The 25,276-nt window shown below is 68.7% G+C and carries 27 protein-coding genes; 14 read left to right on the forward strand and 13 right to left on the reverse strand.

Going from position 1 to position 25,276, the window contains the following annotated elements:
- Positions 1 to 7: 7 nt before the first annotated feature.
- From FOC84_RS30365 to FOC84_RS30385, 5 genes are read left to right on the forward strand one after another with little or no spacing between them, the layout of a single operon-like run.
- A complete protein-coding gene (locus tag FOC84_RS30365; protein WP_173148881.1) occupies positions 8 to 1,078 on the forward strand; it encodes an ABC transporter substrate-binding protein in 1,071 nt (356 codons plus the stop codon).
- On the forward strand, positions 1,071 to 2,060 hold the full coding sequence (locus FOC84_RS30370; protein WP_173148883.1) for a FecCD family ABC transporter permease: 990 nt from the start codon (positions 1,071 to 1,073) through the stop codon (positions 2,058 to 2,060). Before FOC84_RS30365 ends, FOC84_RS30370 begins: the two co-directional genes overlap by 8 nt.
- Positions 2,057 to 3,091: an iron chelate uptake ABC transporter family permease subunit gene (locus FOC84_RS30375; protein WP_173148885.1), complete on the forward strand. Its 1,035-nt coding sequence runs from the start codon at positions 2,057 to 2,059 to the stop codon at positions 3,089 to 3,091. The genes FOC84_RS30370 and FOC84_RS30375 overlap by 4 nt, the downstream gene beginning before the upstream one ends.
- Before the next feature lie 8 nt (positions 3,092 to 3,099).
- Positions 3,100 to 3,885, forward strand: a complete 786-nt coding sequence (locus FOC84_RS30380; protein WP_217278780.1) for an ABC transporter ATP-binding protein — start codon at positions 3,100 to 3,102, stop codon at positions 3,883 to 3,885.
- 16 nt (positions 3,886 to 3,901) lie between these two features.
- Positions 3,902 to 4,312 (forward strand): hypothetical protein, encoded by a 411-nt coding sequence (locus FOC84_RS30385; RefSeq protein WP_173148889.1) that lies wholly within the window; start codon positions 3,902 to 3,904, stop codon positions 4,310 to 4,312.
- A gap of 62 nt (positions 4,313 to 4,374) precedes the next feature.
- Here FOC84_RS30385 and FOC84_RS30390 read toward each other — a convergent pair whose 3' ends face one another.
- The 4 genes from FOC84_RS30390 to FOC84_RS30405 form a co-directional block, all read right to left on the reverse strand.
- Positions 4,375 to 5,127 (reverse strand): amino acid ABC transporter ATP-binding protein, encoded by a 753-nt coding sequence (locus FOC84_RS30390; RefSeq protein WP_173150518.1) that lies wholly within the window; start codon positions 5,125 to 5,127, stop codon positions 4,375 to 4,377.
- Between the two features lie 22 nt (positions 5,128 to 5,149).
- The gene (locus FOC84_RS30395; RefSeq protein ID WP_054454544.1) at positions 5,150 to 5,803 is read right to left on the reverse strand and encodes an amino acid ABC transporter permease; all 654 of its coding nucleotides are present in this window, start codon (positions 5,801 to 5,803) and stop codon (positions 5,150 to 5,152) included.
- Between the two features lie 144 nt (positions 5,804 to 5,947).
- Positions 5,948 to 6,742 (reverse strand): amino acid ABC transporter substrate-binding protein, encoded by a 795-nt coding sequence (locus tag FOC84_RS30400; RefSeq protein WP_173148891.1) that lies wholly within the window; start codon positions 6,740 to 6,742, stop codon positions 5,948 to 5,950.
- A 116-nt stretch (positions 6,743 to 6,858) separates the two neighbouring features.
- Positions 6,859 to 7,731 (reverse strand): LysR family transcriptional regulator, encoded by an 873-nt coding sequence (locus FOC84_RS30405; protein WP_173148893.1) that lies wholly within the window; start codon positions 7,729 to 7,731, stop codon positions 6,859 to 6,861.
- Positions 7,732 to 7,916: 185 nt separating this feature from the next.
- Between FOC84_RS30405 and FOC84_RS30410 the strand changes: the two genes are divergently transcribed.
- From FOC84_RS30410 to argE, 7 genes are read left to right on the forward strand one after another with little or no spacing between them, the layout of a single operon-like run.
- A complete protein-coding gene (locus FOC84_RS30410) occupies positions 7,917 to 8,768 on the forward strand; it encodes a transporter substrate-binding domain-containing protein (protein WP_173148895.1) in 852 nt (283 codons plus the stop codon).
- A gap of 11 nt (positions 8,769 to 8,779) precedes the next feature.
- Positions 8,780 to 9,460, forward strand: coding sequence for an amino acid ABC transporter permease (locus tag FOC84_RS30415; protein ID WP_173148897.1), 681 nt, complete (start codon positions 8,780 to 8,782; stop codon positions 9,458 to 9,460).
- Entirely contained in the window at positions 9,450 to 10,112 is a 663-nt protein-coding gene (locus tag FOC84_RS30420; RefSeq protein ID WP_173148899.1) for an amino acid ABC transporter permease, read from the forward strand. Before FOC84_RS30415 ends, FOC84_RS30420 begins: the two co-directional genes overlap by 11 nt.
- A 27-nt stretch (positions 10,113 to 10,139) precedes the next feature.
- The gene (locus FOC84_RS30425; RefSeq protein ID WP_173148901.1) at positions 10,140 to 11,099 is read left to right on the forward strand and encodes an agmatinase; all 960 of its coding nucleotides are present in this window, start codon (positions 10,140 to 10,142) and stop codon (positions 11,097 to 11,099) included.
- Entirely contained in the window at positions 11,096 to 11,839 is a 744-nt protein-coding gene (locus FOC84_RS30430; RefSeq protein WP_088140319.1) for an amino acid ABC transporter ATP-binding protein, read from the forward strand. The genes FOC84_RS30425 and FOC84_RS30430 overlap by 4 nt, the downstream gene beginning before the upstream one ends.
- A 43-nt stretch (positions 11,840 to 11,882) precedes the next feature.
- Complete coding sequence (locus tag FOC84_RS30435; protein ID WP_173148903.1) at positions 11,883 to 12,293, forward strand: RidA family protein; 411 nt, start codon at positions 11,883 to 11,885, stop codon at positions 12,291 to 12,293.
- Between the two features lie 12 nt (positions 12,294 to 12,305).
- On the forward strand, positions 12,306 to 13,457 hold the full coding sequence (gene argE / locus FOC84_RS30440) for an acetylornithine deacetylase (RefSeq protein WP_173148905.1): 1,152 nt from the start codon (positions 12,306 to 12,308) through the stop codon (positions 13,455 to 13,457).
- A 65-nt stretch (positions 13,458 to 13,522) separates the two neighbouring features.
- Here the strand turns inward: argE and FOC84_RS30445 are convergent, their stop codons facing one another.
- The 9 genes from FOC84_RS30445 to FOC84_RS30485 form a co-directional block, all read right to left on the reverse strand.
- Positions 13,523 to 14,485, reverse strand: a complete 963-nt coding sequence (locus FOC84_RS30445; RefSeq protein WP_254241825.1) for a Bug family tripartite tricarboxylate transporter substrate binding protein — start codon at positions 14,483 to 14,485, stop codon at positions 13,523 to 13,525.
- Positions 14,486 to 14,617: 132 nt separating this feature from the next.
- Complete coding sequence (locus tag FOC84_RS30450; protein WP_173148909.1) at positions 14,618 to 16,213, reverse strand: sulfatase-like hydrolase/transferase; 1,596 nt, start codon at positions 16,211 to 16,213, stop codon at positions 14,618 to 14,620.
- The gene (locus tag FOC84_RS30455) at positions 16,210 to 17,904 is read right to left on the reverse strand and encodes a bifunctional 3-(3-hydroxy-phenyl)propionate/3-hydroxycinnamic acid hydroxylase (protein ID WP_173148911.1); all 1,695 of its coding nucleotides are present in this window, start codon (positions 17,902 to 17,904) and stop codon (positions 16,210 to 16,212) included. Before FOC84_RS30455 ends, FOC84_RS30450 begins: the two co-directional genes overlap by 4 nt.
- 57 nt (positions 17,905 to 17,961) lie before the next feature.
- Complete coding sequence (locus tag FOC84_RS30460; RefSeq protein ID WP_173148913.1) at positions 17,962 to 18,804, reverse strand: alpha/beta fold hydrolase; 843 nt, start codon at positions 18,802 to 18,804, stop codon at positions 17,962 to 17,964.
- 12 nt (positions 18,805 to 18,816) lie between these two features.
- Positions 18,817 to 19,419 carry an amino acid synthesis family protein gene (locus tag FOC84_RS30465; protein WP_173148915.1) on the reverse strand — a complete coding sequence of 201 codons (603 nt, stop codon included), beginning with the start codon at positions 19,417 to 19,419 and terminating at the stop codon, positions 18,817 to 18,819.
- A gap of 49 nt (positions 19,420 to 19,468) precedes the next feature.
- Positions 19,469 to 19,957, reverse strand: a complete 489-nt coding sequence (locus FOC84_RS30470; RefSeq protein WP_173148917.1) for a VOC family protein — start codon at positions 19,955 to 19,957, stop codon at positions 19,469 to 19,471.
- Between the two features lie 19 nt (positions 19,958 to 19,976).
- Positions 19,977 to 21,020, reverse strand: coding sequence for a WD40/YVTN/BNR-like repeat-containing protein (locus tag FOC84_RS30475; RefSeq protein ID WP_173148918.1), 1,044 nt, complete (start codon positions 21,018 to 21,020; stop codon positions 19,977 to 19,979).
- A gap of 30 nt (positions 21,021 to 21,050) precedes the next feature.
- Positions 21,051 to 21,845: an SDR family NAD(P)-dependent oxidoreductase gene (locus FOC84_RS30480; RefSeq protein WP_173148920.1), complete on the reverse strand. Its 795-nt coding sequence runs from the start codon at positions 21,843 to 21,845 to the stop codon at positions 21,051 to 21,053.
- A 31-nt stretch (positions 21,846 to 21,876) separates the two neighbouring features.
- Positions 21,877 to 23,421 carry an acetolactate synthase large subunit gene (locus FOC84_RS30485; protein ID WP_173148922.1) on the reverse strand — a complete coding sequence of 515 codons (1,545 nt, stop codon included), beginning with the start codon at positions 23,419 to 23,421 and terminating at the stop codon, positions 21,877 to 21,879.
- A 219-nt stretch (positions 23,422 to 23,640) separates the two neighbouring features.
- Here FOC84_RS30485 and FOC84_RS30490 point away from each other — a divergent pair, with 219 nt between their 5' ends.
- The gene (locus FOC84_RS30490; protein WP_254241826.1) at positions 23,641 to 24,405 is read left to right on the forward strand and encodes an IclR family transcriptional regulator; all 765 of its coding nucleotides are present in this window, start codon (positions 23,641 to 23,643) and stop codon (positions 24,403 to 24,405) included.
- Between the two features lie 29 nt (positions 24,406 to 24,434).
- Positions 24,435 to 25,265, forward strand: coding sequence for a TlpA family protein disulfide reductase (locus FOC84_RS30495; RefSeq protein WP_173148925.1), 831 nt, complete (start codon positions 24,435 to 24,437; stop codon positions 25,263 to 25,265).
- Positions 25,266 to 25,276 lie beyond the last annotated feature (11 nt).

Here is a 25,276-nt window from a genome sequence, read left to right on the forward strand (position 1 = left end):
CGGCACGATGCGTCTGAGCCTCTCACGCTTCAAGCATACGATCCTGCGGGCCGGCGCGGCCTGCCTGGCCGCGCTCGCCCTGGCGGCCTGCGACCGCGCTGCCGATGCACCGGCCGCTCCAACACCACCGGCCGCCCAAACCGATGGTTTTCCGGTCACGCTAGACAGCGCCCTGGGCCGCGCCGTCATCGCGGCGCCACCGCAACGCGTGGTCACGCTGGGCCTGGGCGCCGACGATCTGGCGCTGTCGCTGGGCGTGGTGCCGGTGGGCGTGGGCCGCGCCGACTGGGGCGGCGACGCCGACCACTACTGGCCCTGGGTGCGTGCGGCGATCGAGGCCCGCGGCGCGCCGCTGCCACAGGCCATCGCCATGTTTCCGGAGCTGGACGTCGAAGCCATCGTCGCGTTGCGCCCGGACGTGGTGCTGGCGCCTTTTTCCGGCGTCGGCGCCGAGGCCTATGCGCAGCTGTCGCGGCTGGTGCCGGTGGTGGCCTATCCGGAACAGCCATTCCTGACTCCGGTGGATACGCAGATCGACCTGATCGCCGCCGCGCTGGGCCGGCGCGAACAGGCTGCGGCGCTCAAGGCGCAGATCCGCGGCGCACTGGCGCAGGCCACGCGCGACCACCCCGTGCTGGCCGGCAAGACCTTCGCCTATGTGCGCGCCGACCTGGGCTCGGGCAATTTCGCGGCCTATGTGGCGGGTGATCCGCGCGTGGACACGATTGCCGCCATGGGCCTGACACTGGCGCCGTCCATGCAGGGCCTGCACGCCAGCGCCGGCCATTTCGCCCACTACCTGGGTTTCGAGCATGCGGACGCGCTGGGCGACGTCGACGTGCTCGTGTCCTGGTTCTACACCCCCCAGGAACGCGACCGGACCGCGGCGCTGCCGCTGTTCGCCTCCATACCCGCCGTGAAGCGCGGCGCCTACGTGGCGCTGAGCGACCCGGCGCTGATCATGGCCTCGTCCTCGGGCACGCCGCTGGCCGTGACGTGGATGCTGGGCAGGCTGGCGCCGGCATTGGCCGCGGCAGCCGAGCGGGCCAAAGCCAGAACCGGAACCCAGAATGAGTAAGTCGGCCCATGCAGCCGGCCTCGGCGCGGCCTGTCTGTTGCTGGCCGCCGCCACCCTGGGCAGCCTCTGGCTCGGTTCACGCAACCTGTCGCCCGGCTCGGTCTGGCAAGCCCTGCTCCGGCCCGATGACGGTTACGCCGCCCTGGTGGTCGCCTCGCGCGTGCCGCGCACCTTGCTGGCCATGCTGACCGGCGCGGCGCTGGCCGTGGCCGGCGCGCTGATCCAGGCCCTGACCCGCAATCCGCTGGCGGAGCCCGGGCTGTTGGGCGTCAACGCCGGCGCCGCCGCCTCCATCGTGACCGCCGCCCTCGCGCTCGGCGGCCTGCCGGCCCATCCGTTCTGGGCGGCCCTGCCCGGCGCACTGGCCGCGGCAGTGGCCGTCTACCTGATCGGCGCGGGCGGCCGGGGCCTGCAACCGGTGCGCCTGATCCTGGCCGGCGCGGCGGTCAACGCGGTGCTGTTCGCCTATGTGCAGGCCGTGGCCTTGCTGCGCGAGGACATTTTCGACGCCTATCGCTTCTGGGCCGTCGGCTCGCTGGCGGGACGCTCCATGGCCGAAGTGGCCCGGGCCGCACCCTACATCGGCGCCGGCCTGCTGCTGGCGCTGGCACTGGCCCGGCCCTTGAACGTCCTGGCGCTGGGGCAAGCGCTTGCCCGGGCGCTCGGGGTGCGCGCCGGGCTTTACCGCGCCCTGGGCCTGCTCAGCGTGGCTGTCCTGGCCGCCGCCGCCACCGCGGCTGCGGGCCCTATTGCCTTCGTTGGCCTGGCGGTTCCGCATATCGCCCGCCGTATCGGCGGTCCCGACCTGCGCTGGCAACTCGTCTACTGCCTGCTGCTGGGTCCCATCCTGATGCTCGCGGCCGACATCCTGGCGCGCCTGCTGCGGGCGCCGGCAGAGCTGCTGACCGGCGTGGTGGCCGCGTTCCTCGGCGCACCGTTCCTGTTGGCTGCGTTGCGCCGCCAGCCTGGGAGCCGCCCGTGAGCGGCCGGCGGCGAACGCTGCGCGTCGGCGCCTGGCTGTCGCTTCCCTGCTCGCCACGCGCGCTGGCCTACGCCTTGCTGCTGGCGGCGCTGGCCATTGCGTCGATCGCGGGCGCCCTGTTGACGGGAGAGCAAGGACCCGCGTGGTCCCGGATTGGACGCATCCTGGCGGGCGGCGGCACGGCGATCGAGCACTGGCTGGTCTACACCGTCAGGCTGCCGCGCGCCCTGGCCGCGCTGGGCGCCGGCGCCGCGCTGGCCCTGTCGGGCGCATTGTTCCAAAGCATTACCCGCAACCCGCTGGGCAGTCCCGACATCATCGGCCTCACCGCGGGCGCCTCGGCAGGCGCGGTGGCGGTGACGATGGTCTGGCCGGGCGCGATGCCGCTGGCGTGGGGCGCCGCGGGCGGCGCGCTGCTGGCGACGGCGGGCGTCTGGTTCGGCTCCGGCGCGGGGTTTTCCGCGCCCCATCGCATGGTGGTCGCGGGCATCGCGGTGGCCGCCATCGCCTTCGCCTTCGTGCAATACGGCCTCTCCAATCTGCGCCGCGAACAGGCGCACCTGGCCGCAACCTGGCTCAATGGCAATCTGGCCGGCAAGACCTGGAACGATGTTGCGTTGATCGCCGCGGCCTGCGTGGTCCTGCTGCCCTTGGCGCTCGCCCTGGGCGCGCGCCTGCGGCTGCTGGAAATGGGCGACGACGTGGCGCACGCCTTGGGCGTCGCCCCTGGACCGAGCCGGCTCGCGGCGACGCTGCTGGCCGTGCTGGCCGCCGCCGCGGCCGTCAGCGTGGCCGGTCCCATCGCCTTCATCGCGCTTGCGGCCCCGCAGATCGCGCGGCGCTGCGTCCCGGCCAGCGGCCCGCAGCCCCTGCTGGCCGCATTGACCGGCGCCGTGCTGCTGGCAGGCGCGGATCTGCTGTCGCGTTCGGCTGGCGCCAACGGCTTGCCGGTAGGCGTTCTTACCGCCGGCATCGGCGGCCTCTATCTCGCATTTCTGCTGCTGCTCGAATGGCGCAAGGTTTCGACGTGACTACCGCGATGCCCCCACCCGCCCTCCAGCTCCGGGACGTAAGCCTGTCCTACGGCGCCCGCCGCGTGCTGGACGGTTTGACGCTGGACATTGCGCCGGCCTCGTTCACCGTGATCCTGGGGCCCAACGGCTGCGGCAAATCCACGCTCTTGCGCGTGTTGGGCGGCGCCCTGCCTCCCGGCCGTGGCCAGGCCCTGCTCGACGGCGCCGACCTCGCCACCCTGCGCCGAAAATCGGTGGCGCGCCGCCTGGCCTACCTGCCGCAGAATCCGATTGCGCCCGAGATGGTCACCGTGCGCGACCTTGTTGCCCGTGGCCGCTATCCCCATCAGTCCCTGTTGCGGCAATGGTCGGCTGCGGACGCCAGCGCCGTCGATGCCGCTCTCGCGGCCACGGATCTGGACGCACTTGCCGCGCAGCCCGTGCACACGCTCTCCGGCGGCCAACGCCAGCGCGCCTGGCTGGCGCTGGTGCTGGCCCAGGAAGCCGGCATCATGCTGCTCGACGAACCCACCACGTTCCTGGACATCCGCCACCAGCTGGACCTGCTGGAGCTGTGCGCCCGGCTGCACCGCGCCGGGCGCACGCTGGTAGTGGTCCTGCATGACCTCAACCTGGCCTTGCGCTACGCCGAAAGGATCGTGATGATGCGCGATGGGCGGATCGCGGTGCACGGAGATTCCGATTCAGTCCTGACCGAGGACATGATGCGCCAGGTCTACGATCTGGATTGCCGCGTCATGCCCGATCCCGAGACCGGCAGCCCCATGGTCGTGCCCCGGCGCGCACGCTAGCTTTTCAGGAGTGTCAATGGAAGTTTCCTTGAGTGGAAGAATGGGCGGCCCAGAGGCAGGCGTGTCCTGGCTCGCCGGAATCGTCCTGCTCCGGCCCAGGCTGAAGTCCGCGCTGGCCGACCTGGCGGTCGCCGGCCTGCGGACCATTGACGTAGAGATGTGGATCGGCGGCAGCATCACCGACTACGGACCAGAGGGCTTTTCCTCCACCGCCAGGTACTACGCGAAGAAAGAGTCCTTGTTGCTTGCCATCTCCGTACCCAAGGCAGTGGCGGCGGCCTCCCCGCAAGAGCGTCCGGACCAGGCCGTGCAGGGCTGGCTGGCCGACGGCTTCAGTTCCGTCAAGCTCCCGCGCAGCGCCCAGAAGCTGCCCTTTGCCCTCATTGCAGAGACGGTCCGCTCTTCCTTGGGCATCGCCGCGCAGTGACAAGCAGCCTTGTGAAATGAAAAAGCCCGCCTAAGCGGGCTTTTTCCTGCAACGCAGGCGCTTCAGAGCATATGCGCCAGGAACTCGCGGCTGCGAGCCTCGCGCGGCGCGCGGAAGAAATCGGCCGAAGGCGCTTCCTCGATGATGCGGCCTTCGTCCATGAAGATGACCCGGTGCGCGACTTCGCGCGCAAAGCCCATTTCGTGGGTGACGACCAGCATGGTCATGCGTTCGTCGGCCAGCTGCTTCATGGTGCGCAGCACTTCGCCGGTCAGTTCCGGATCCAGCGCCGAGGTGGGCTCGTCAAACAGCATGATGTCCGGCTCCATGGCCAGCGCGCGGGCGATCGCCACGCGCTGCTTCTGGCCGCCGGACAGGCGCGTCGGATAGTTGTCGCGCTTGTTCAGCAGGCCGACCTTGCGCAGCAGCTCTTCCGCCTTGGGCACGATCTGGGCGCGGGCCATGCCCTTGACGGTGATGGGCGCCTCGATGATGTTCTGCAGCACCGTCATGTGCGGGAACAGGTTGAACGACTGGAACACCATGCCCATCTTGCGGCAGATGCGGCGCACGTCGGCGTCGCTGGCGTACTGGCTGTGCCCGCCGGGCACAGCGCGGGCCATGGCCTCGCCTTCGACCTCGATGCTGCCCTCGTCTATGGTTTCCAGGTGGTTCAGGCAACGCAGGAAGGTGCTCTTGCCGGAACCGGACGGCCCGATCACCGCCACCACTTCGCCCTGGCCCAGGGTCAGCGACACCCGGTCCAGCACGCGGTTGGAGCCGAAGGATTTGATGATCTCGCGGGCCTCGATCATGACGGGACGCGCGGACGGAGAATTACTGGTCATATTTGGCATAGCGCTTTTCCATGTGCTGGAAGAACCACGTCAGGATCAGCGTCATGATGAGATAGAAGGCGGCGGCGACCAGGAACGGCGTGGTCGTGAAGTCACGCTGCACGATGCCGCGCGCCGTGCGCAGGATGTCGTTGAGCGCCAGCACGTAGATGAGCGAGGTGTCCTTGACCAGGGTGATGGTCTCGTTGCTCATGGGCGGCAGCACCCGCTGCACCATCTGCGGCAGCACGATGCGGCGCAGCGTCTGCAGATAGGTCATGCCCAGCACCTTGCTGCCCTCGTACTGGCCGCGGTCCACCGACTGGATGCCGGCGCGGAAGATCTCGGCGAAATAAGCCGCATAGTTCAGCGCGAAGGCCACCACGGCGGCCGGAAAGTCCGGCAGGCGGATGCCGATCACCGGCACGAACGGCAGCGCGAAGTAGATGAACAGCATCTGCAGCATCAGCGGCGTGCCGCGCATGAGCCAGATATAGCCATTGACCAGGCTGCTGGCCAGCCGCCACTTCGAGATCCGCACCAGCGCCAGCACCAGGCCCAGCGGGACGGCCAGCGCCAGCGTGATGAAAAACAGCGTCAAGGTGACTTTCGCGCCTTGCGCCAATGGCCCCAATAGGGAGAGTACGTAGTCCATGCCGTGGGTTCGCGCCGTCAGCGTCCGTGGACGCCAGGGCAAGATCGTTTCATGAGTAAGCCCGCCAGGCGCATCGGCGCCGCGGCGGGCTGCGAAATACTGCCGGCGCGCCCGGGCCGGAGGGCCGCGGGCGCCGCCCGCCCCTTACTTGATGATGTTGGCGCCGAACCACTGGGTGGCGATGCGGCCGGCGGTGCCGTCCTGCTTCATCGAATCCAGGGTCTTGTCCAGCTTGCCCAGCAGCTCGGTGTCGTCCTTGCGCACGCCGACGCCGTAGTCCTCGGTGCCGAAGTTCTCGTCCAGCACGCGGTACTCGCCGGCGCGCTTGCTGATCAGGTAGCGGCCCACCACTTCGTCCACCACAATGGCGTCCAGGCGGCCGGCGGCCAGGTCCATCAGCGCGGTGACGTTGTCGCCGAACTTCTTGACTTCCTTGATCTGGGCCGCGACCGGATCCTTGGCGATGGCGTCGGTGGCGCTGCTGCCGTCCTGGGCGCCGACGACCTTGCCGGCCAGGTCAGCCTTGAGCTTCACCGGGGACGCGTTGCCGACGATGATGATCTGGTGGTTGGCCATGTAGGGCGCGGTGAAACTGATATTCTTCTTGCGCTCTTCGGTGATGGTCAGGCCGTTCCACAGCACGTCGACGCGCTTGCCGTTGAGTTCGGCTTCCTTGGCGCTCCAGTCGATGGGCTTGAACTCCACTTCCAGGCCCAGGCGCTTGCTGGCTTCCTTGGCCATGTCGATGTCGAAACCGACGATCTGGTTGTTCGAATCGCGGAAACCCATGGGCGGGAAGTTGTCATCCAGGCCGACCACGACCTTCTTGACGGCGGCGGGCGCCTGCGCACCGGCGGCGGCGGGCGCATTGTCGCTGGGGCCGCAAGCCGTGAGCAGCGCGGTTGCGGAAGCGAGGAGTACAGCTGTCAGTTTTTTCATCGTTATGGATGCGCCGGGCGCAGGAATGAAGAATGCCGGAATGGCCAGTCAAAAAGCCGCGAGCCGGTATTTTAGCCTCCCCGCCGACTACGGGCGCAGGCCCGGGGTGACGTCCGCTATTGCGCCGGGTGGAAACGCTCCAGCAGGCGCAGGAACAGCTCCACGGCGCGCGAGCCGGGGCGCGACACCTCGGTAATCGCGCAGAGGGTGTTCTCGTAGGTGGGTCCGCCCGGCAGGCGGGTCAGGGCGTGGCGGCGCGAGACCGAATCGGCGTAGTGGGCGGGCAGCAAGCCCACGCAATGGCCGGACGACACCAGCATGGCGATGGCCTCCAGCCCGGTAGCCTCCGGCCCGCGGGCAAAGCCATAGGCGCCCAGCGCGTCGTGCACGAACGGATGCGAGCGGTAGACCAGCGGCAGGTCGCGGGCCAGGCGCACGCTGCCGCGCGCCACGAAGATCTGGTGCCGCTCGATGAACAGCCGCTGGTAGTTGAAGCCGCTTTCCCGCCGGTACATGCCGCGGATGGCGATCTGCACCCGCCGCTCGCGCAGCGCCTGGTCCAGCTCGTTGAAGGTCATGACGGTGAGTTCGACCTTGACGTCGGGCGCCTCCAGGCGCATGGCCGCCAGGGCTTCGGGGATATGGCAGTCGGCGTCGGTAATGACGTGCTCGACCATGCCGATGGACAAGGTGCCTGACAGCACGCCGCGCACCGCATCGATTTCGGGACGGATCCTTTCCAGCGATTTCAGGGCATCGCGCGCCAGTTCCAGGGCGACCTTGCCCGCTTGCGTGAGTTCGAAGCCCGAGGGGCCGCGGTCGCACAGCCGCACTCCCAGGGTTTCCTCGACCTCCCGCACGTGCCGGCTGATGGACGCCTTGGACATGTGCAGCTGCTTTTCCGCCGCCGCGAAGCCGTTGGCCTGGGCCACGGCGCAGAAGATCCGCAGGGAACGCAGGTCGCGTTCGGTGAACTCGGGACGGGACAAGGCAGCGGCTCTGAAAAGGTATCGATTTTCGAAACCATACCACTAAAAAAATCATTTTTCACGACCCAACCCGGCAGATACAGTGGGTCCAGCACTGGCGTCCAGGGGCGCAGACCCCGGCACATTCCGCAAGGAATATTCGCCGGCCCAGTGCCGGAACCATGACGACATACAAGGGAAAAATCATGCAGAACCTGTCCAGAAGGCGTTTTGTCGCGACCACGCTCGCAGCCGGGGCCACGCTGGCCCTGCCCTCGCTGTCCTACGCCGAGGGCGGATCGCTGGCCGACATCAAGAAGCGCGGCAAGCTGACCGTGGGCACCGAAGCCGCCTACGAACCATTCGAATTCGTCGAAAACGGCAAGGTCGTGGGCTATGGCCACGACGTGCTGCAGCTCATGGCGGCCAAGCTCGGCGTGCAGCTGGAACAGATGAACCTGCCGTTCCAGGGCCTGTTGCCGGGCCTGATGTCGCGCAAGTTCGATTTCGTCGCGACCAGCGTGGGCATCACCCCCGAACGCGCCCGCCGCTTCGCCTTCACCCAACCCGTGGGCGTGGTGCGCTCGGTGCTGATGGTGCGGGTGGACGACGCCTCCATCAAGCAGGACATGGATATCGCCGGCAAGATCATCGGGACCCAGATGGGCTCGTCTTCCCAGCCGGTGGCCGAGGAATTCGAAAAGCGCCTGAAGGAAAAGAACGGCAAGGGCTACGCCGACACCAAGCTGTTCCAGGCCTACCCGGACGTCTCCAACGCGCTGGCCAACAAGACCGTGGACGTGGCGCTGATGCCCTCGAACATCGCCGCCGTGCAGATGCGCAAGCAGCCGGGCGCATTCCGCATTGCCGGCGAGATCGGCCAGGCCAAGCTGCTGGCATGGGTCGCCAACCCCAAGGACCTGGAGATCCGCCAGTTCATCAACGACACCTTCGACGAACTGCGCGCCAGCAACCAACTGCTGGAGCTGCAGAAGAAGTGGTTCGGCGCCCCCATGGACACGCCGCGCGCCAACTACCTGCCTGACGGCGCGATCTAGGCGGACCTCCCATGCTGGATTGGTTGAATCAGAACGGCGCCCTGGCGCCGTTCCTGCACGGTGTCGTCTCGGGCACGGCGATCACCCTGGCGGCATCGGTGGCGGCGTTCGCCATCGGCATCTGCCTGGGGGTCGCGCTGCTGCTGGCGCGCTTGTCGCCCTACGCGCCCGTGCGCGGGCTGGTCATGCTCTGGGTCAGCGCCATACGGGGCACGCCCGCGCTCATCCATATGCTGATCGCCTACTACGTGGTGCCGCCCCTGCTGGGCATCTCCGTGTCGCCGCTGGCGGCCGGGATCGGCGCGCTGGCCTGTAACACCAGCGCCTATATCGTCGAGATCCTGCGCGGGGCGTTGGGCACGCTGTCGCCCGGCCAGGTGGCGGCCGCGCGCGCGCTCGGCATGCGCAGCCGGCAGATCTGGCGGCACGTGCTGCTGCCGCAGGTGTTCTACCGCGCCATCCCGCCCTTGACCAGCGAACTCACCATACTTTTGAAGGCCTCGTCGCTGATGTCCATCATCGCCGTTCCGGAGCTGGCCACGGTCGCGCGCAACGCCACGCTGCAAAGCGATCTGCCGTTGCAGGTGTTCACCGTGACGGCCGCGGTGTACTTCATCATTCTTTTCTGCCTGTCGGCCGCCTCGCGCCTGTGCGAGCGCCGCGTGTCGAGGATGCTGCCCAATGCCCATTGATCTCTCTATCGTCGGGCAGTCCGTCCCCGTCCTGCTCAAGGGCCTGCGGATCACCGCTCTGGTCAGCCTTATCGGCATTCCGCTGGGCATCCTGATCGGCACGATCGCGGCCTATGCCGCGCAGTCCCGCGGCTTGCTGCGGCCCGTGGCGCTGGCCTACGTGGAACTGGTGCGCAACATTCCGTACCTGATCCTCGTGTACCTGTCGTTCTTCGGTCTGCCCAAACTGGGGGTTCCGGCCTCCGCCATGTCGGTCGCCATCGGCTGCACCGCCTTCTACACCGGCGGGTACTTCTGCGAGGTGCTGCGCGCCGGGTTGAAGAGCGTGCCGCGCGGCCAATCCAGCGCGGCCCTGTCGCTGGGCATGACCTACTGGCAGACGCAGCGCCACATCGTCGTGCCACAGCTGTTCGGCTTTCTCATCCCGCCCACCACCAGCCTGGTCATCATGATGTTCAAGGACTCGGCGATCTTCTCGGTGATGAGCCTGCCGGAAATGACTTACCAGAGCAACCTGCTCACGGCCAACACCTTCGCCTACCTGGAAGTGCTGGGCACCACCGCCCTCATCTATTGGGTGTGCAGCGTGCTGATGGCCGGCACGGGCCGCCGCCTGGAAACCCTGGTCCGCCGCAAGACGCGCCAGGCCTGATCCTCCCACCATCAAGGAAACGAGAACATGAGCACCTATACGGTCCCTCCCCGCATCGGCCACCCCACCCTGCTGTACTCCACGCTGGCGCTGGACCTGGACAACCTGCAGGCCGATGTCGCCGTGCTGGGCATGCCCTACGGCTCGCCCTATTCGGCCGCGGACTTCAGCAACGACCAGACCAATGCGCCCACGGCCATCCGCCAGGCGACCGACCGCGTGGTGCGCCGCCCGGGCCACTACGATTTCGATATCGACGGGCCGCTGCTGCAAGGCCGCGACGACATCCGCTTCGTGGATTGCGGCGACATCATCCCCGACCTGTCCAAGCCCCGCGGCGAACACTATGAACGCGCCGAGGCCGCGGTGCGCCGCATCGCCGCCGCGGGAGCCGTGCCCATCGTGCTGGGCGGCGACCACGGCATCACCACGCCCGTCCTGCGCGGCCTGGACCAGCAGGGTCCGATCACGCTGGTGCACATCGACGCCCACCTGGACTGGCGCGACGACGTCAACGGCGTGCGCGACGGGCTGTCCAGCCCCATCCGGCGCGCCTCCGAGATGGCGCACGTGGACCGCATCATCCAGATCGGCCTGCGCGCCCAGGGCAGCGGCCGCCCGGAGGAACTGGACGCGGCGCGCGCCTATGGCGCCGAACTGGTCACCGCCTACGAACTGCATGACATCGGCATGGACGCGGTGCTCGAGCGCATTCCGGACGGAGGCAACTACTACCTGACCATCGACGCCGACGGCATGGACCCCGCCACCATGCCAGCCGTCGCCGGCCCCGCGCCGGGCGGCGTCACCTTCGTCCAGGCCCGCAAGCTGATCCACGGCCTGGTGCGCAAGGGCCGCGTGGTGGGCATGGACATCGTCGAAATCCAGCCCGAAAAAGACCTCAACCAGATTTCCTGCATCACGGCGGGCAGGCTGATCCTCAACCTCATCGGCGCGTCCATCCGCGCGGGGCATTACGACAAATGAACGCGCCCGCCCCCATCATCGAAATCCGCGGCGTGGACAAGTTCTACGGCAGCCATCAGGTGCTCAAGCAATGCTCGACGCGCGTGAACCGGGGCGAGATCGTGGTGGTCTGCGGGCCGTCCGGCTCGGGCAAATCCACCCTCATCAAGACCGTCAACGCGCTCGAACCGATCCAGGCCGGCGACATCCTGATCGACGGCGCCTCCGTGACGGGCGCCACCGACCTGCCCAAGCTGCGCACCAAGGTCGGCATGGTGTTCCAGCACTTCGAGCTGTTTCCCCACCTGGACATCATGCGCAACCTGACCCTGGCGCAGCAGATCGTGCTGGGGCGAGACATCGGCTCCGCCCGCGCCAAGGCCGGCGCGCTGCTGGAACGCGTGGGCCTGTCCGCCCATGCCGGCAAGCACCCGGGACAGTTATCGGGCGGCCAGCAGCAGCGCGTGGCCATCGCCCGCGCGCTCTCGATGGATCCGATGGCCATGCTGTTCGACGAGCCGACCTCCGCGCTGGACCCCGAGATGGTCAATGAAGTGCTGGACGTGATGGTGGAGCTGGCCGAGGAAGGCATGACCATGATGGTCGTGACCCACGAAATGGGCTTCGCGCGCCGCGTGGCCAATCGCGTGGTCTTCATGGAAGACGGCGCCATCATCGAGGACAGCCCCACGGACAGCTTCTTCCGCGACGCGGCCAGCCCCCAGGCGCGCCGTTTTCTTTCCAAGATCCTTCCCCACTGACGGCCGGATAGCCGCCAGATCCATCCGCTGCATCAGGACTCCTATGGCCCACACCCGCATCCGCAAATTCAATACCCGCGAAACCTATCCCGAACAACGCCTGGACAACGACCTGTGCCAGGCCGTGGTCGCCGGCAACACGGTGTTCCTGCGCGGCCAGATCGGCCAGGACCTGGACACCCGGGAATCGGTGGGCGTCGGCGACGTCGCCGCCCAGGCAGAAAAAGCCATGGCCAACGTCGCCATGCTGCTGCAGGAATGCGGCAGCGAACTCTCGCACATCTGCAAGCTCACGGTCTATCTGGTCGACGTGCGCTATCGCGAAGAGGTCTACACCGTGGTCGGCCGCTGGCTCAAGGGCGTTTTTCCGGTTTCCACCGGCATCGTGGTTTCGGCGCTGGCCCGGCCCGAGTGGCTGGTGGAGATCGACGTTACCGCCGTGATTCCGGGCTGAGGCGGCGACGTCATGGCTACCGCCTCCGAGGCGCTGCTGGCGCGCCTGATCGCCTTCGACACGGTGACCCTCACGCCCAACCTGGCGCTGATCGAGGTCGTGCGCGAACTGCTGTCGGCGCACGGGATTGCCTGCACGCTGGTGCGCAGCGATGACGGCAGCCGCGCCAACCTGCACGCATCCGTCGGCCCCGCCGATGTCCCGGGCGTGCTGCTGTCGGGACACACCGACGTGGTGCCCGCCGCCGGACAGGCCTGGACCGTGCCGCCCTTCGCGCTGACCGAGCGCGACGGACTGTTGTACGGGCGCGGCGCGGCGGACATGAAGGGCTTCGTGGCCTGTGCCGTCAACGCGATGCTGCTGGCCAGCAAGCGCCCGTTGCGGCGGCCGCTGCAGCTGGCGCTCTCCTACGACGAGGAGATCGGCTGCGTCGGTGTGCGCCGGCTGCTGGACGTCATGGAAATGGCGCCCACCCGGCCCGCGCTGTGCATCGTGGGCGAACCGACCTCCATGCAGATCGCCACCGGCCATAAGGGCAAGATGGCCTTGCGCGCCGTCTGCCAGGGACTCGAGGGCCATTCCGCGCTGGCGCCGCGGGCGCTGAACGCCATCCATCTGGCGTGCGACATGGTTGGCGCCATGCGCGCCCTGCAAGACGAGCTGCAGGCCCATGGCGCGCGCGACCCGGACTACGAGGTGCCCTACGCGACCGTCCACGCGGGCTGCATCCACGGCGGGCGGGCCTTGAACATCGTGCCCAACGAGTGCGTGGTCGACTTCGAGATCCGGCATCTGGCGCAGGACGATCCCGACGCGCTGCTTGCGCCCTTGCGCCAGGCGGCCCAGGACATCCGCGCTCAGGCCCGCCTGCGCGCGCCCGCCGCGGATGTCCGGATAGAGCAGATCAATGCCTACCCGGGCCTGGACACGCACCCGGCCAGCGAGGCCGTGCGTTTCGTGGAATCCCTGCTGCCCGCCGACACCGGTAAGACCAAGGTGGCCTTCGGCACCGAGGGCGGGCTGTTCACCCGGCGCCTGGACGTCCCGGTGGTGGTGTGCGGCCCGGGATCCATCACGCAGGCCCACAAGCCCGACGAGTTCATCTCGCGCGCGCAACTCGCCGAGTGCGATGCATTCCTGGAGCGGCTGTTGGCGGCGCTGTAACGCCGGCCCCGGCATTGATTGCCACGCAGCCGGACGCCGCCCGCGGCGGCGCCCGGCCTCCTTGCTCAATCCGGCTTGATGCCAGCGGACTTGATCAGCGTTTCATAGCGGCCGGCCTCCTCCTTCATGGCCGCCAGCGTGGCCTGGGGCGTGGAGCCGCGCACCAGCAGGCCGCGCGCTTCGTAGGTCTGGCGGAAGGCCGGATCCGCCGTGACCGCCGTCACCGCCTGGTTGATCCGCGCCACCAGCGCATCCGGCGTCTTGCCCGGAGCGAACAGGGTAAAGACCGTGGACGGGATGCTGCCGGCCTTGCCGCCCGCCTCCTGCAGCGTCGGCACGTCGGGCATCATGGCGGCCCGCTGCGAGGCGCCGGCGACCAGCACGCGGATCTTGCCGGCCTTGTATTGTTCCGACACCGCCAGGCCGCCCGCCATGACGCTGTCCACATCGCCCGCCATGGCCGCGGTCATGGCCGGCGCCACGCCCTTGAACGGCACATAGGTGAACTGCACGCCTTCGGCGCTGGCCAACATGGCCATGCCCAGATGGTTCACGTGGCCCTGGCCGCCGGTGCCGACGTTGATGCGCTGCGGATTGGCCCGGGCGTAATCGATGAATTCCTTGTAGGTCTTGGCCGGAAAGGCATTGCTGACCGCCACGTACAGCTGCACCTGGCCCAGGTCGGTGACCGGCTTGAAATCTTCCTGCCAACGATACGGCACCTTGGCGTACAGAAAGGGATTGGTCTCCAGCGCCAGCCGGTCCACCATCAGCAGGGTATGGCCGTCGCCCGCCGCCTTGGCGACGTAGTCGCTGCCGATGATGGCGTTGGCGCCGGGGCGGTTCTCCACCACCACGGTCTTGCCGCTCTCCTTGAACAGGCGGTTGCCCAGGTCGCGCGCCAGCACGTCAGGTTCGGTGCCGGGCGGATACGGCACCACGATCTTCACGGTGTCCGACGGCCAGGCCTGGGCCACGGCCTGGGCGGCCGGCAACAGCGCCAGCGCGGCCCACAATACGGGTTGCAAACAACAACGGTACGGCGATCCCATGGTACTTCCCCTTGTATATGTCGTTCCGGAAGCGTCCGGCGACTGAGTTGCCGCTACGGGCCAGGACGGACCCGGGCGGCTGGAAATCCAGATCAGGACCGGTCCGCTTCACCAGCGGCCGATCAGAATGCCCATCATCCGTTCGTGCGCATGCGTGCGCTCGCGTACTTCCTCGTCGGTTTCGGTGGCGCGGCGCTTCAGGCCCTCGTGCCAATCCAGCAACGCGGAGCGCATCCGCGCCGCCACCGGCGCCATGCCCGGATCGGCGCCCAGGTCATGCAGCTCGCCCGGGTCGTCGCGCAGGTCGAACAATTGCGCCGGATAGCCCTGCCAATGCAGATACTTGTAGCGCTCGTCGCGCACCATGAGACCGGTGCACTCGCGCTCGCCGCGTCCCAGGAACAGGCGCGCCTCGCGGTAGGCGTAGTCCAGGCTGCCCACCACGTATTCGCGCGCGGGCGGCGCCGAGTCGGACTCTCCGCGGATGCCTGGCAGCAGCGAGCGGCCCTCGATGCGGTGTTCTTGCCCCGGCAGCGCCAGCGCCTCCAGCACCGTGGGGACGATGTCGATACATTCAACGAAAGCGTCGCTGCGCGTGCCGCGGGTCGCGTCGGCGGCGGACGCCGGGTCATGGACCAGGCAAGGCACGCGCATCGCGCTCTCGTAGAAGTACTCCTTTTCGCCCAGCCAGTGGTCGCCCAGGTGGTCGCCGTGGTCCGAGGTGAAGAGGATCAGCGTGTCCTTCAGCCTGCCGCTGCGCTCCAGGTAGTCCAGCAGCCGGCCGATCTGGTCGTCGATCTGCTTGACCAGCCCCATGTAGACCGGCCGTATGCCGCGCCAGACTTCGTCGCGGGCGAAGGACTCCGACTCTTCCAGCCGCTGGTAGGCGCCATGCACCGGATGCGGGCGTTCCCGTTCCGCCTGCGAGCGCACCGGCGGCGCGCAGTCTTCCGCGCCATACATGGCGTGGTAAGGCGCCGGCGCCTTGTACGGCCAGTGCGGCTTGATGTAGGAAAGATGCAGCGCCCAGGGCTTGTCGCCCTGCTTCTGCATGAAATCCAGGGCGCGGTCCGTGAGATAGGCCGTCTCGGAGTCGGCCGCGTCCACCCGGGCGGGCAGCGGCGCGTTGCGCATCAGCCAGCCGCTGGCGATGCTGCCGTCGGCGGCCTGGCTGCCCACCACGTAGTCTTCCCAGGGCCGTTCGCTGTCGTAGCCCCGTTCGCGCAGGTAGCGGCGGTACGGGCTGTCCTTGGCCAGTTCGAAATGGCCGTCGTAGCGCTCGATGGGCACGAAGCCGCCCTGCAGGAAACGTTGTTCGTCCTCGGACGCATAGCCTTTGCCCCGCAATCCGGCGCGGTCGGGCACGAAGTGCGTCTTGCCCAACAGGTGCAGCGGCAGTCCGGCCTGGGCCAGGTATTCACCCAGGCACCATTCGTCCACCGGATGCGGCACGCGGTTCCAGGTGACTCGGTGCGACAGCGGATAGCGGCCGGTGTAGTAGGACGCGCGCGACGGACCGCAGACGGCGGAAGTCACGTAGGCCCGGTCGTACTGGACGCCCATGCGCGCCAGCCGGTCGATGTGGGGCGTGCGCAAGGCGCCCGCCCCGCCATAACAGGACAGGTGGTCCGCGCGCAGCTGGTCGCACATGATGAACAGCACGTTGCGGACCGGGCCGTTCCCGGTTTGGGCAGGCGCGTTCATGGCTGCGCTCCGTTCAGGATGGCCCCGGGCGCGTGCGCCGGACTGCTTGCCTGCGCCACCGGCTGGCCGGCGGCCTGGGCGGCGCCCGGCACGAAGCGGGCGGCGTAGCGGCCGAGGGCGTCGGCCGCGTCCTCGCGCCGGCCCAGCGCCGCGACGTAACGGTCCGGACGCACCAGCACCCAGTCCGCGCGGGTGCGCTGGAACCAGAAGTGCAGCGCGTTTTCCGTGTCCTGCAGCACGGGCAAGGCCCCGGCTTGCAGCTCGTCGGGATCGCAGCCGCTACGCGCGCGCTGCGCCGCCACGTAGCGGCAGCCCAGCTTGTCGAGCTGCGCGCGCAGGGCCGGCGGCAGCCCGGCGCGCGGATCTCGTCGCCACCCTATCAGGGCGAAACCCGCCCCCAGCGCCTCGTCCAGGCGCTGCGTGGCGCCGTTCTCGCATTCCACCAGCGGCTGGATGAACATGCGGCCGATGCACTCGCGCTGCGTCTTGTCGGCGCTGTCGCCCACCACGCCGCGGCTATAGCGCGGCATGGGCTTGAACTTCATCTGCAGCACATAGTCGCGAATTTTCGGAATGTTCCGGATCGACAGGAAGAACGTGTCGCGCAGCGCCGCCAGCACGGGATTGGTCTGCGACAGCATGGCGCCGAACATGTCGGCCAGCGAGATCATGGCGCGGGCATGGCTGTGGCGTTCATCGTGGTAACTCTGCAAGGCAGCCGGGTCCAGGCGGCCCTGCACGATCCAGGCCACCTTCCAGGCCAGGTTGAAGGCATCGCGCAGGCCGGCGTTCAGGCCCTGGCCGATCCAGGGCGGAGTCAGGTGCGCGGCATCGCCCGCCAGGCAGAGCCGGCCCGAGACGAAGCTGCGCGCCACCCGCGAATTGTGGGTATAGACGCGGGCGCGGATGACATTGAGCCTGGCCGGATCGGCCACATGGTGGCGCAGCAGTTCCTGCACCTTGTCCGGCTGCAGCATCTGCTCGCCGTCCTCTCCGGGAAACAGCATGAACTCCCAGCGCCGCAGGCCATAAGGCAGGCGCAGGCAGACGTAGGGGCGGCGCGGCTCGCAATGCAGCGCGGTGTAAGGCGCGTCCAGGGGATCCTGGTCGCATTCGATGACCACCCATTTGCGCGGATGCGTGTTGCCGTCGAAGGGCAATTGCAGGATGCGCTCGCGTACCGTGCTGCGCCCGCCGTCGGCGGCCAGCAGGTATTGCGCGCGGATCTCGCGCTCGGCGCCCTCGGCATCGCGCACCCGCACCGTGACGCCGCGCTCGTCCTGCGTCAGCGACAGCAGCTCCGCGCCGAGTTCCAGCGTCACATGGGGAAAGCGCCGCAGCCCGGCGCGCAGCGTCCGCTCGCCCAGCGGCTGCGAAAACAGGTTGCGGCGATACCAGCCGAACTCGCGCGTGGCCGGCAGGATCTCGGCAAAGCAGCGCTTGGTCCGCGTGTACATGCGCATGGGCACGTTCTGGATCATGTCGCGCAGCATCTCATCGGCCAGGCCCGCGCTCTGGAAGGTGCGCATGGCCTCGTCATCCAGGCCCACCGCGCGCGGATAGTCCAGCACGTCCTGGTTGCGTTCCAGCACCAGCGTTTCCACGCCATAGCTGCCCAGCAGATTGGCCAGCGTCACGCCGACCGGCCCGGCGCCCACCACCAGCACCGGCACTTCTACGATATGCGCCATCTCGGCTCTCCCTTGGATTCTTGTCTTGTGCCTGGCGGGTTGCGCCTCGGGCGCGCCTCAGGCGCGCCGCAGGAACCCGCCGACGGCCTGCTCGAAGGCGGCCGGCCGGTCGTCATGGATGTAATGGCCGGCGCCTTCGATCTCGACCCATTCCACGTTCGGGTTGCGCGCCGCCATGCCGCGGGCGGTCTCGGCCTGCAAATAGTCCGAACGCCCGCCGCGCACGACCAGGGTCGGACAGCCCAGCGCCTGGACCTGCGGCCACAGGTCCACCACGCGCGCTGGATCGGGGTCCAGCCGGGTGGCGGCGATACCGGCATGGTCGTGGCGCCAGGTCCAGCCGCCCGCCCCGTCTTCCTTCAGCATGTGGCGCAGCCGTTCCTCGCGGGCGGCCTCGGTCACGCTGGGCCGCAGCGCGCGCAGGTACTCACGAGCCGCGACGATGTCGGCAAAGGACTCGGGCGTCTCGCGCAGTTCGCGCTGGATGCGCGCCGCGCCCGCGCTGCCTTCGAAGGCAGCGGGACCGGCGTCCTCGACGATCAGGCGCCGCACGCGCTGCGGGTAACGCGCGGCGAAGACGATGGCAGCGATGCCGCCCATCGAATGGCCCAGCAGGTCGAAGCGGTCCAGGCCCAGGGCGTCGGCCACGCCCGCCAGGTCGTCGACGTAGGCGTCGGTGTAGTAGTTGCGCTGCGGATCCCAGCTGCTGGCGCCGCGCCCGCGCTGGTCATAGGCCAGCACGCGGAAGTCCGGCTGCAAGGCCTGCGCGATGCCGGCGAAGGTCTCGGCGTAGCCCCGGATGCCGTGCAGCATGAACAGCGGCCGGCCTTCTTGCGGCCCCCATTCGGTCAGATGCAGGGTCATGCCGTTGACGGCGATGTCGGTGTCGCGGCGTTGCATGTGGGCTTCCTTTCAGCAGAGTCCGTCTTTGCCCTGGATTTCGCTGGCAGGGATGCCGCCCAGGCGCGCATGCAGGCGGCCGCGGGTGGCGAAGGCGAAGGCGATCAGCACTTCGTCGCGGTTGGGCGCGTCGCCGAACAGCGCGGTCACGCTGTCGTAGTGCGAACGGACATAGAGCGCGTCCTTGTGCGCCAGCGGAATATCGATGACGGTGCCAGGGCCGCCGCGCTTGCCGGTGGACGGCACCCAGGCTTTGCCGCCGCCGAGTGCTGCGCGCACGGGTTCGGCGAAGATGGTGGTCAGGAGTGCGTTGCCGTGCTCGTACTCGCCGTCCGTGCCCACCACGCAGGCCTTGCCGTAGCTTTCCAGCGGCTGGCCGCCGGCCGCGGCGATGATGCGCCGGCCGAATTCCTCACCCAGCATGCCCGAAGGTTCGACGTAGCCCGACAGGTCGCGCTCGAAGCGCCCCGCATAGGGGTTGTGCAGCGCGGCCGCAATGACGATCTTGCGCAGCGGCTCGCCGTCGGCCGGTTCGCCGGTTTCGGTGGCCAGGGTGTCGTCGATCTGCAAATACCATTTGCGGATGCGGTAGGGACCGAAGTTGGTGTTGCTCATGGATGCTCCAGAAAGTGTGGGATCAGTCAGGGATGCGCCGCGCGGGCGGTCAAAGAGGGTCCAGCGTCATGGGGACGCTGGGCGCGTTGTGGTCGTGCAGGACCCGCTTGCCCTCTTCGTCGCCGTGCACGGTTTCGCAGAAGAACTCGAAGCGGTGGCCGTCCGGGTCGGTGAAGTACAGGCCGTAACCGACCTTGTGGTCGGTGATCTTCACCACCTCCACGCCCTTGGCCAGCAGCATGCCGTAGAGGCGGCGCAGTTCGTCCACGTCGCCTTCGATCTCCAGGCCGTAGTGCTGCATGTTGACGGGGCCGCGGGCGGGCTCGCCTTCGGCCGCGCGGATCAGAGCGATGTCATGGTGCTTGCGCCCGAAGGACAGGAACACCCATTGCTCGCCGCGCGCGGTCTCCTGCATGCCGAGCACGGATTCGTACCAGGGCGCCGACGCGAACGGGTCGCGCACGAACAGGGCCAGATGGGTGCGCGCGATGCGCGGCCGGCGGTCTGCCGGCGCTAGCGTGGTGGTGGTGGTGGACATGGCGGTCTCGGGCGGGGTGTCAGTTGACGGACTGGGGATGCGCGGTCACGGGCGCGGCATACGGCGTCCAGGCCACGGCGGTGATTTCGCTGAAGTCGCGCCATTCCTTGAACCAGCTGCGGCCGCCGTCGGTGGAACGGAACAGATGGCCGTACTTGGTGCCGGCGAACGCCAGCCGCGGGTCGGCGGCGTGCACGCCGAAGGCCCAGAAGGTGGAATTGGGCGGCGTGTGCAGCAGCGCCGGCTGCCAGTTGCGGCCACGGTCGGATGAACGGTAGATCCTGCTGCGCGTGCCCGGGGTGCCGTCGCCGATGGCCAGCAGCAGCGTGTCGGGTTCGTCCGGCAGCGCCTGCACCGTACGGGTGTAGTACATGCCGTCAAAGCGCGACTTGGAGGCCACGCCCTCCCAGCGCCGGCCGCCGTTCTCGCTGAGATAGACGGAGTTCACGGTCAGCACCATGGCGGTCTTGGGCGCGGCGGCCGTGGCTGGCAGCACCGCGACGCAATGGATGTCGGGGTTGGCGATGGCATCGGCATTGCCCTCCTCGTCCTCGCGCGACCAGGTATCGCCGCCGTCGCGGCTGTGCCACAGCCCCCCTTCCTCGACCCCGAACCAAACCTCGCGGCCGTCGTCCGGATCCACGCAGACCGACAGGATGCGCGGGCGGTTCACGCCGCGGCAGAATTCCGGCAGTTCGGGCGACAGGCGCTGCCAGCTGGCGCCGCCGTCCACCGAACGGAACATGGCCGCGCGCGAGGGCGCGCCGGTACCTGCGTACATGCGCCGCGGATCCGTGGGGTCGATCGCCATGGCCCAGACGGTCATGCCGTTCATGGGGCTGTCGACCCGCGTGAAATGCGCGCCGCCGTCGGTGCTGACGCACATGCCGGCGTCGGCGCCGGCGAACACGCGGCGCGGATCGGCCGGGTCCACGGCCAGGCAGCGCACCGTGCCATCGAACTCGATGGCTTCCTTCAGCCCCAGGCGGTGCCAGGTGGCGCCGTCGTCCACGCTGCGCAGTATTCCTTGGCCGGCCGTGCCGACCAGTATCGTGCCTTGCATATCCAGACTCCCCGAATAAGGTTCAGCGGTTCAAAGAAAGATGCCGCGCGTGATGCCGCCGTCCACCCCCAGCGATTCGCCGGTGATGGCGCCCGCCCGCGGCGACGCCAGGAACAGCACCGCGTCGGCGATCTCCGCCGGCTGCAGCACCCGGCGTATGGGCGTGGCGCGGGCATAGTTGGCCTCGACCTGGGCGGCGGTCAGCCCCTGCTTGGCGGCTTCCTTTTCGTACAGCTCGTGGATGTGGGGCGTTTCGACCACGCCCGGATGGATCACATTGACCGTGATGCCGTGCGGACCCAGCTGGTCCGACAGGGTCTTGGTCATGTGGCAGATGGCCACGTTGCGCATGCCCGAGAGCTGCTTGCTGCCGCGCCCGGTCAGGCCGCCGATGTTGACGATGCGGCCAAAGCCGCCCTGGCGCATGTGCGGCGCGGCCGCCTTGGCGCAGCGCATATAGCCCACCACTTTGATGTTGATGTCTTCCAGCAGGCCTTCGGGGTCGGCCTCGTCGATCTCGCTGCGCACCAGCCCGCCCGGATGGGCCGCGCCATTGACCAGGATGTCGATGCGGCCGAAGTGTTCGGCCACGCGCTGCATCATGGCGTTGACCTGGGCGGTGTCCGACACGTCGGCCGCCACGCCCAGCACTTCCACGCCCGTGGCGCGGGTGATGTCGGCGGCCACTTCGTCCAGCTGCGCCTGGCGGCGCGCCACGATGGCCACGCGCACGCCTTCGGCCGCCAGCGCTTCGGTCACCGCGCGCCCGATGCCCAGGCTGCCGCCCGTGACCACCGCGACTTTCCCCTTGAGTTGCAAGTCCATGCTTTGATGCTCCTTGTATATATGGCGGCGCCTACAGCGCCATCTCGATCAGGACCGGTCCCGGCTGGCGCAGCGCGGATTCCAGCTGCGCGGCCAGTTCTTCCGACGTCGCGGCGCGGCTGGCCTGCACCCCGTAGCTGGACGCCAGCCCCACCCAGTCGATGCGCGGGCGGTCCAGCGCGGTCAGTTCGGCCGCGCGCTCGCCCAGCACGGCATTGCCCCGGCGCAGCTCGTTGCGCAGGATGGCGTACTGGTGGTTGGCGGCGATCAGCACCGTCACCGGCAGGTTTTCATGCGCCAGCGACCACAGCGCCTGGATCGTGTATTGGGTGCTGCCGTCGGACAGCACGGCCACCACGCGGCGCTCCGGGCAGGCGATGGCCGCGCCCATGGCGACGGGCAGGCCCTGGCCGATGGCGCCGCCGGTATTGGTCAGCACGGAGTGCGGCGCGGCGCCGGCGGACGCGGCATACAGCGGATAGCCGCAGGTGCCGCCTTCGACCGAGACGATGGCGTTTTCGGGCAAGGCCCGCGCCACCACGGCCGCGATGGATTGCGGCGTCAAGGCTCCCGGCGCCGGTTCGGGCAACGGCGCGGCGGCGGGTTCGAAAGCCGGCGCGCCCGCCAATTCGGCCAGCGCCTCCAGGCGCGATGCCGCGTCCTGGCCGGTTGCAGCCAGTTCCAGCAGACGTTCCGCCGGCACCAGCCGGCTGGGATGGCCGGCATAGCCGAAGTACGTCACCGGCGGCAGCGCCCCCACCAGCACCACCAGGTCGGCGGCATCCAGCGCGGCGCGAGCCGGTTCCGGGAAATACGGCAGCCGGTCGAAGTCCGGCAGGCCCCGGCCGCGCTCCGATCTGGCGGGGAAGGTCTCGGCGTAAGCCGTGCCGCCCAGGGCCGCGCACAGGCGCGCGGCGGCGATCTGCGCGCGCCGGCCCAGGCCGCTGGCTGGGCCGCCTCCGCCCAGCAGGAACAGCGGCTTTTGCGCGCGGCTCAAGCGCTGCCATGCGGCGGACGCGTCGAATGCCTCAGGTTCCGCCGCGGCCTCGGCGGCGGCGTCCGCGCAATCCTCCGCCACGCTTTCCGCCTGGAAGTCGGCGGGAAAGATCAGCGTCGCGCCCTGGCCGCCATCGGCCAGGCTGGCCCGCACCGCGGCGCGCGCGGCGTCCGCCGCGTCCTGGGCGGACGCGATCCGTTCCACCCAGCCGGACACGGGACGCGCCAGAGATTCGATGTCCGAGGTCAGGGGCGCGTCGCATTCCAGGTGCCAGCTGGCGTGGTCGCCGATGATGTTGACGATGGGGGTGCGGGCGCGGCGCGCGTTATGCAGATTGGCAATGCCATTGGCGAAGCCCGGTCCCAGATGCAGCAGGGTCGCGGCAGGCTTGCCGGCCAGGCGGCCATAGCCGTCGGCCGCGCCAGTGCAGACGTTTTCCTGCAGGCCGACGACGCAGCGCATGCCGCGCACCTCCTCCAGCGCACGCACCAGGTCCAGCTCGGTCGTGCCGGGATTGGCGAAACAGACTTCCACGCCCTGCTTGCGCAGAGCCTCCAGCAAGGCACTAGCTCCGGTCATGATTACTGCCTCCTTTTTTTGCTACTTTATCGTAATTTGATAAATGTGCAATTTCTTTTGGCAGATTGATGCGTGATAATTTATTAGAATTATCTATTTGATAGATCCGAAAAAATCTCCTATACACACGCGTGCGCGGCGCGCGCCGCGGGGCGATTTGCCAATACGCGTCCCTTGGTGCACCCTCGCAGCACGTCTGCCTTCCCACGTCTCACACACATGAACAGTCTTCGCCGCATGCTCGATGTCCTGGACCTCTTTCAGCCCGACCGGCCGGTCCTGGACGTCGACGCCATCTGCCAGTTGCAGGGCTACGCGCCCGCCACCGCCTACCGCTACGTGCGCGAACTGTGCGCCTGCGGCTTGCTGGTGCGCCTGCCCGCCGGCTACGCGCTGGGCCCGCGCATCATCGCGCTGGACCTGCAAATGCGTGAGTACGACCCCATGCTGACGGTCAGCCGCGACCTGATCGAGGAGCTGTCCGGCCAGACCGGGCTGGACGTGCTGCTCAGCGCGCGCTACGACGACAAGGTGATCAACGTGCACCAGCAGGCGGGGCGCAATACCCAGGCCCTGAACTTCGGCCGCGGCCGGCACATGCCGCTTTTGCGCAGCGCGACCGCCCGCGTGATCCTGGCCAATCTGGGGCCGCGCCAACTACGCCGCGTCTACGACGAGCACGCCGATGCGCCCGACATGCAGCGGCTGGGCCAGGACTGGAAGTCCTTTTCCCGGGCCATGCTGCAAGTGCGCAAGGCTGGCTATTGCATCTCGTCGGGCGAACTGGATTCCGGCAAGACCGGGATCGCCGCGCCGATCTTCGATGAAGAGAACCATGTGCTGGGCAGCATCACGCTCATCGGCATGCAGGACGCCTTCGCGGCCTTCCGCGAGGACTACCTGGCCGGCCTGATCTGCCGCGCCGCCGACGAAATCACCCGCCGCATCGCCCAGGCCCCGGCCAAGCTGCAGCAAGCTGCCTGATCCCCGCCGCGCCAGTCCCAGGTTCACGCATGACGCCCGCCATCCGCATCGGTCCCCTCGTCTTTCCCTCGGACCTGCTGGTCCTCATCGCCGCCGCCGCCGTCGGGCTGCTGGCCGCCCGGATCTTCGCCCGCAAGCAACAGCCACGGCCCGATACGGCTGCGGTGCCATGGCGCGCGTTGATCATCGGCTTGGTCGTCGCCCGGCTCGGCTTCGTCTGGCAATACCAGGCCCACTTCATCGAGAATCCGCTCAGGATCCTGGACCTGCGCGATGGCGGCTGGGCCGGCATGGCCGGACTTGGCGCGGCCTGGATCTATACGCTGTACGCGGCCTTGCGCCGGCAGGCCCCGCGGCCCGCGCTGCTGGGCGCGCTGGCGCTGGCCAGCGCGGTCTGGATAGGCGGCGGCCGCTGGCTGGCGCCCACGCCGCAGGCCCAGCCCGAACTGGCCGCCATTGCCCTGCGCCAGCTGGATGGCGCGCCCGCGGCGCTCGCGGCCTACCAAGGCAGGCCCACCGTCATCAATCTGTGGGCAAGCTGGTGTCCGCCCTGCCGCCGCGAAATGCCTGCTTTCGCCGCGGCGCAAGCGGCGCATCCCGATGTGAATTTCGTCTTCCTGAATCAGGCCGAAGCGCCGCCGGACGTCACGGCGTTCCTGGCGCGGCACGCGCCGTCGCTGCGCAATGTGCTGCTCGATCCGGCAGGCGCGGCCTCGCGCCAGATGAGCAACCGCGGCCTGCCGGCCACGCTGTTCCTGGATGCCCAGGGACGTCTGGTGGACCTGCGCGTGGGCGAGCTGTCGGCGGCCTCGCTGGCCCAGCGCCTGGAGGCGATCCAGACGCCGGCCAGCGGCGATTGACGCGTTGGGGT

This window comes from Achromobacter pestifer (assembly GCF_013267355.1).
In the GTDB taxonomy this organism is placed as follows: Bacteria; Pseudomonadota; Gammaproteobacteria; order Burkholderiales; family Burkholderiaceae_B; genus Achromobacter; species Achromobacter pestifer_A.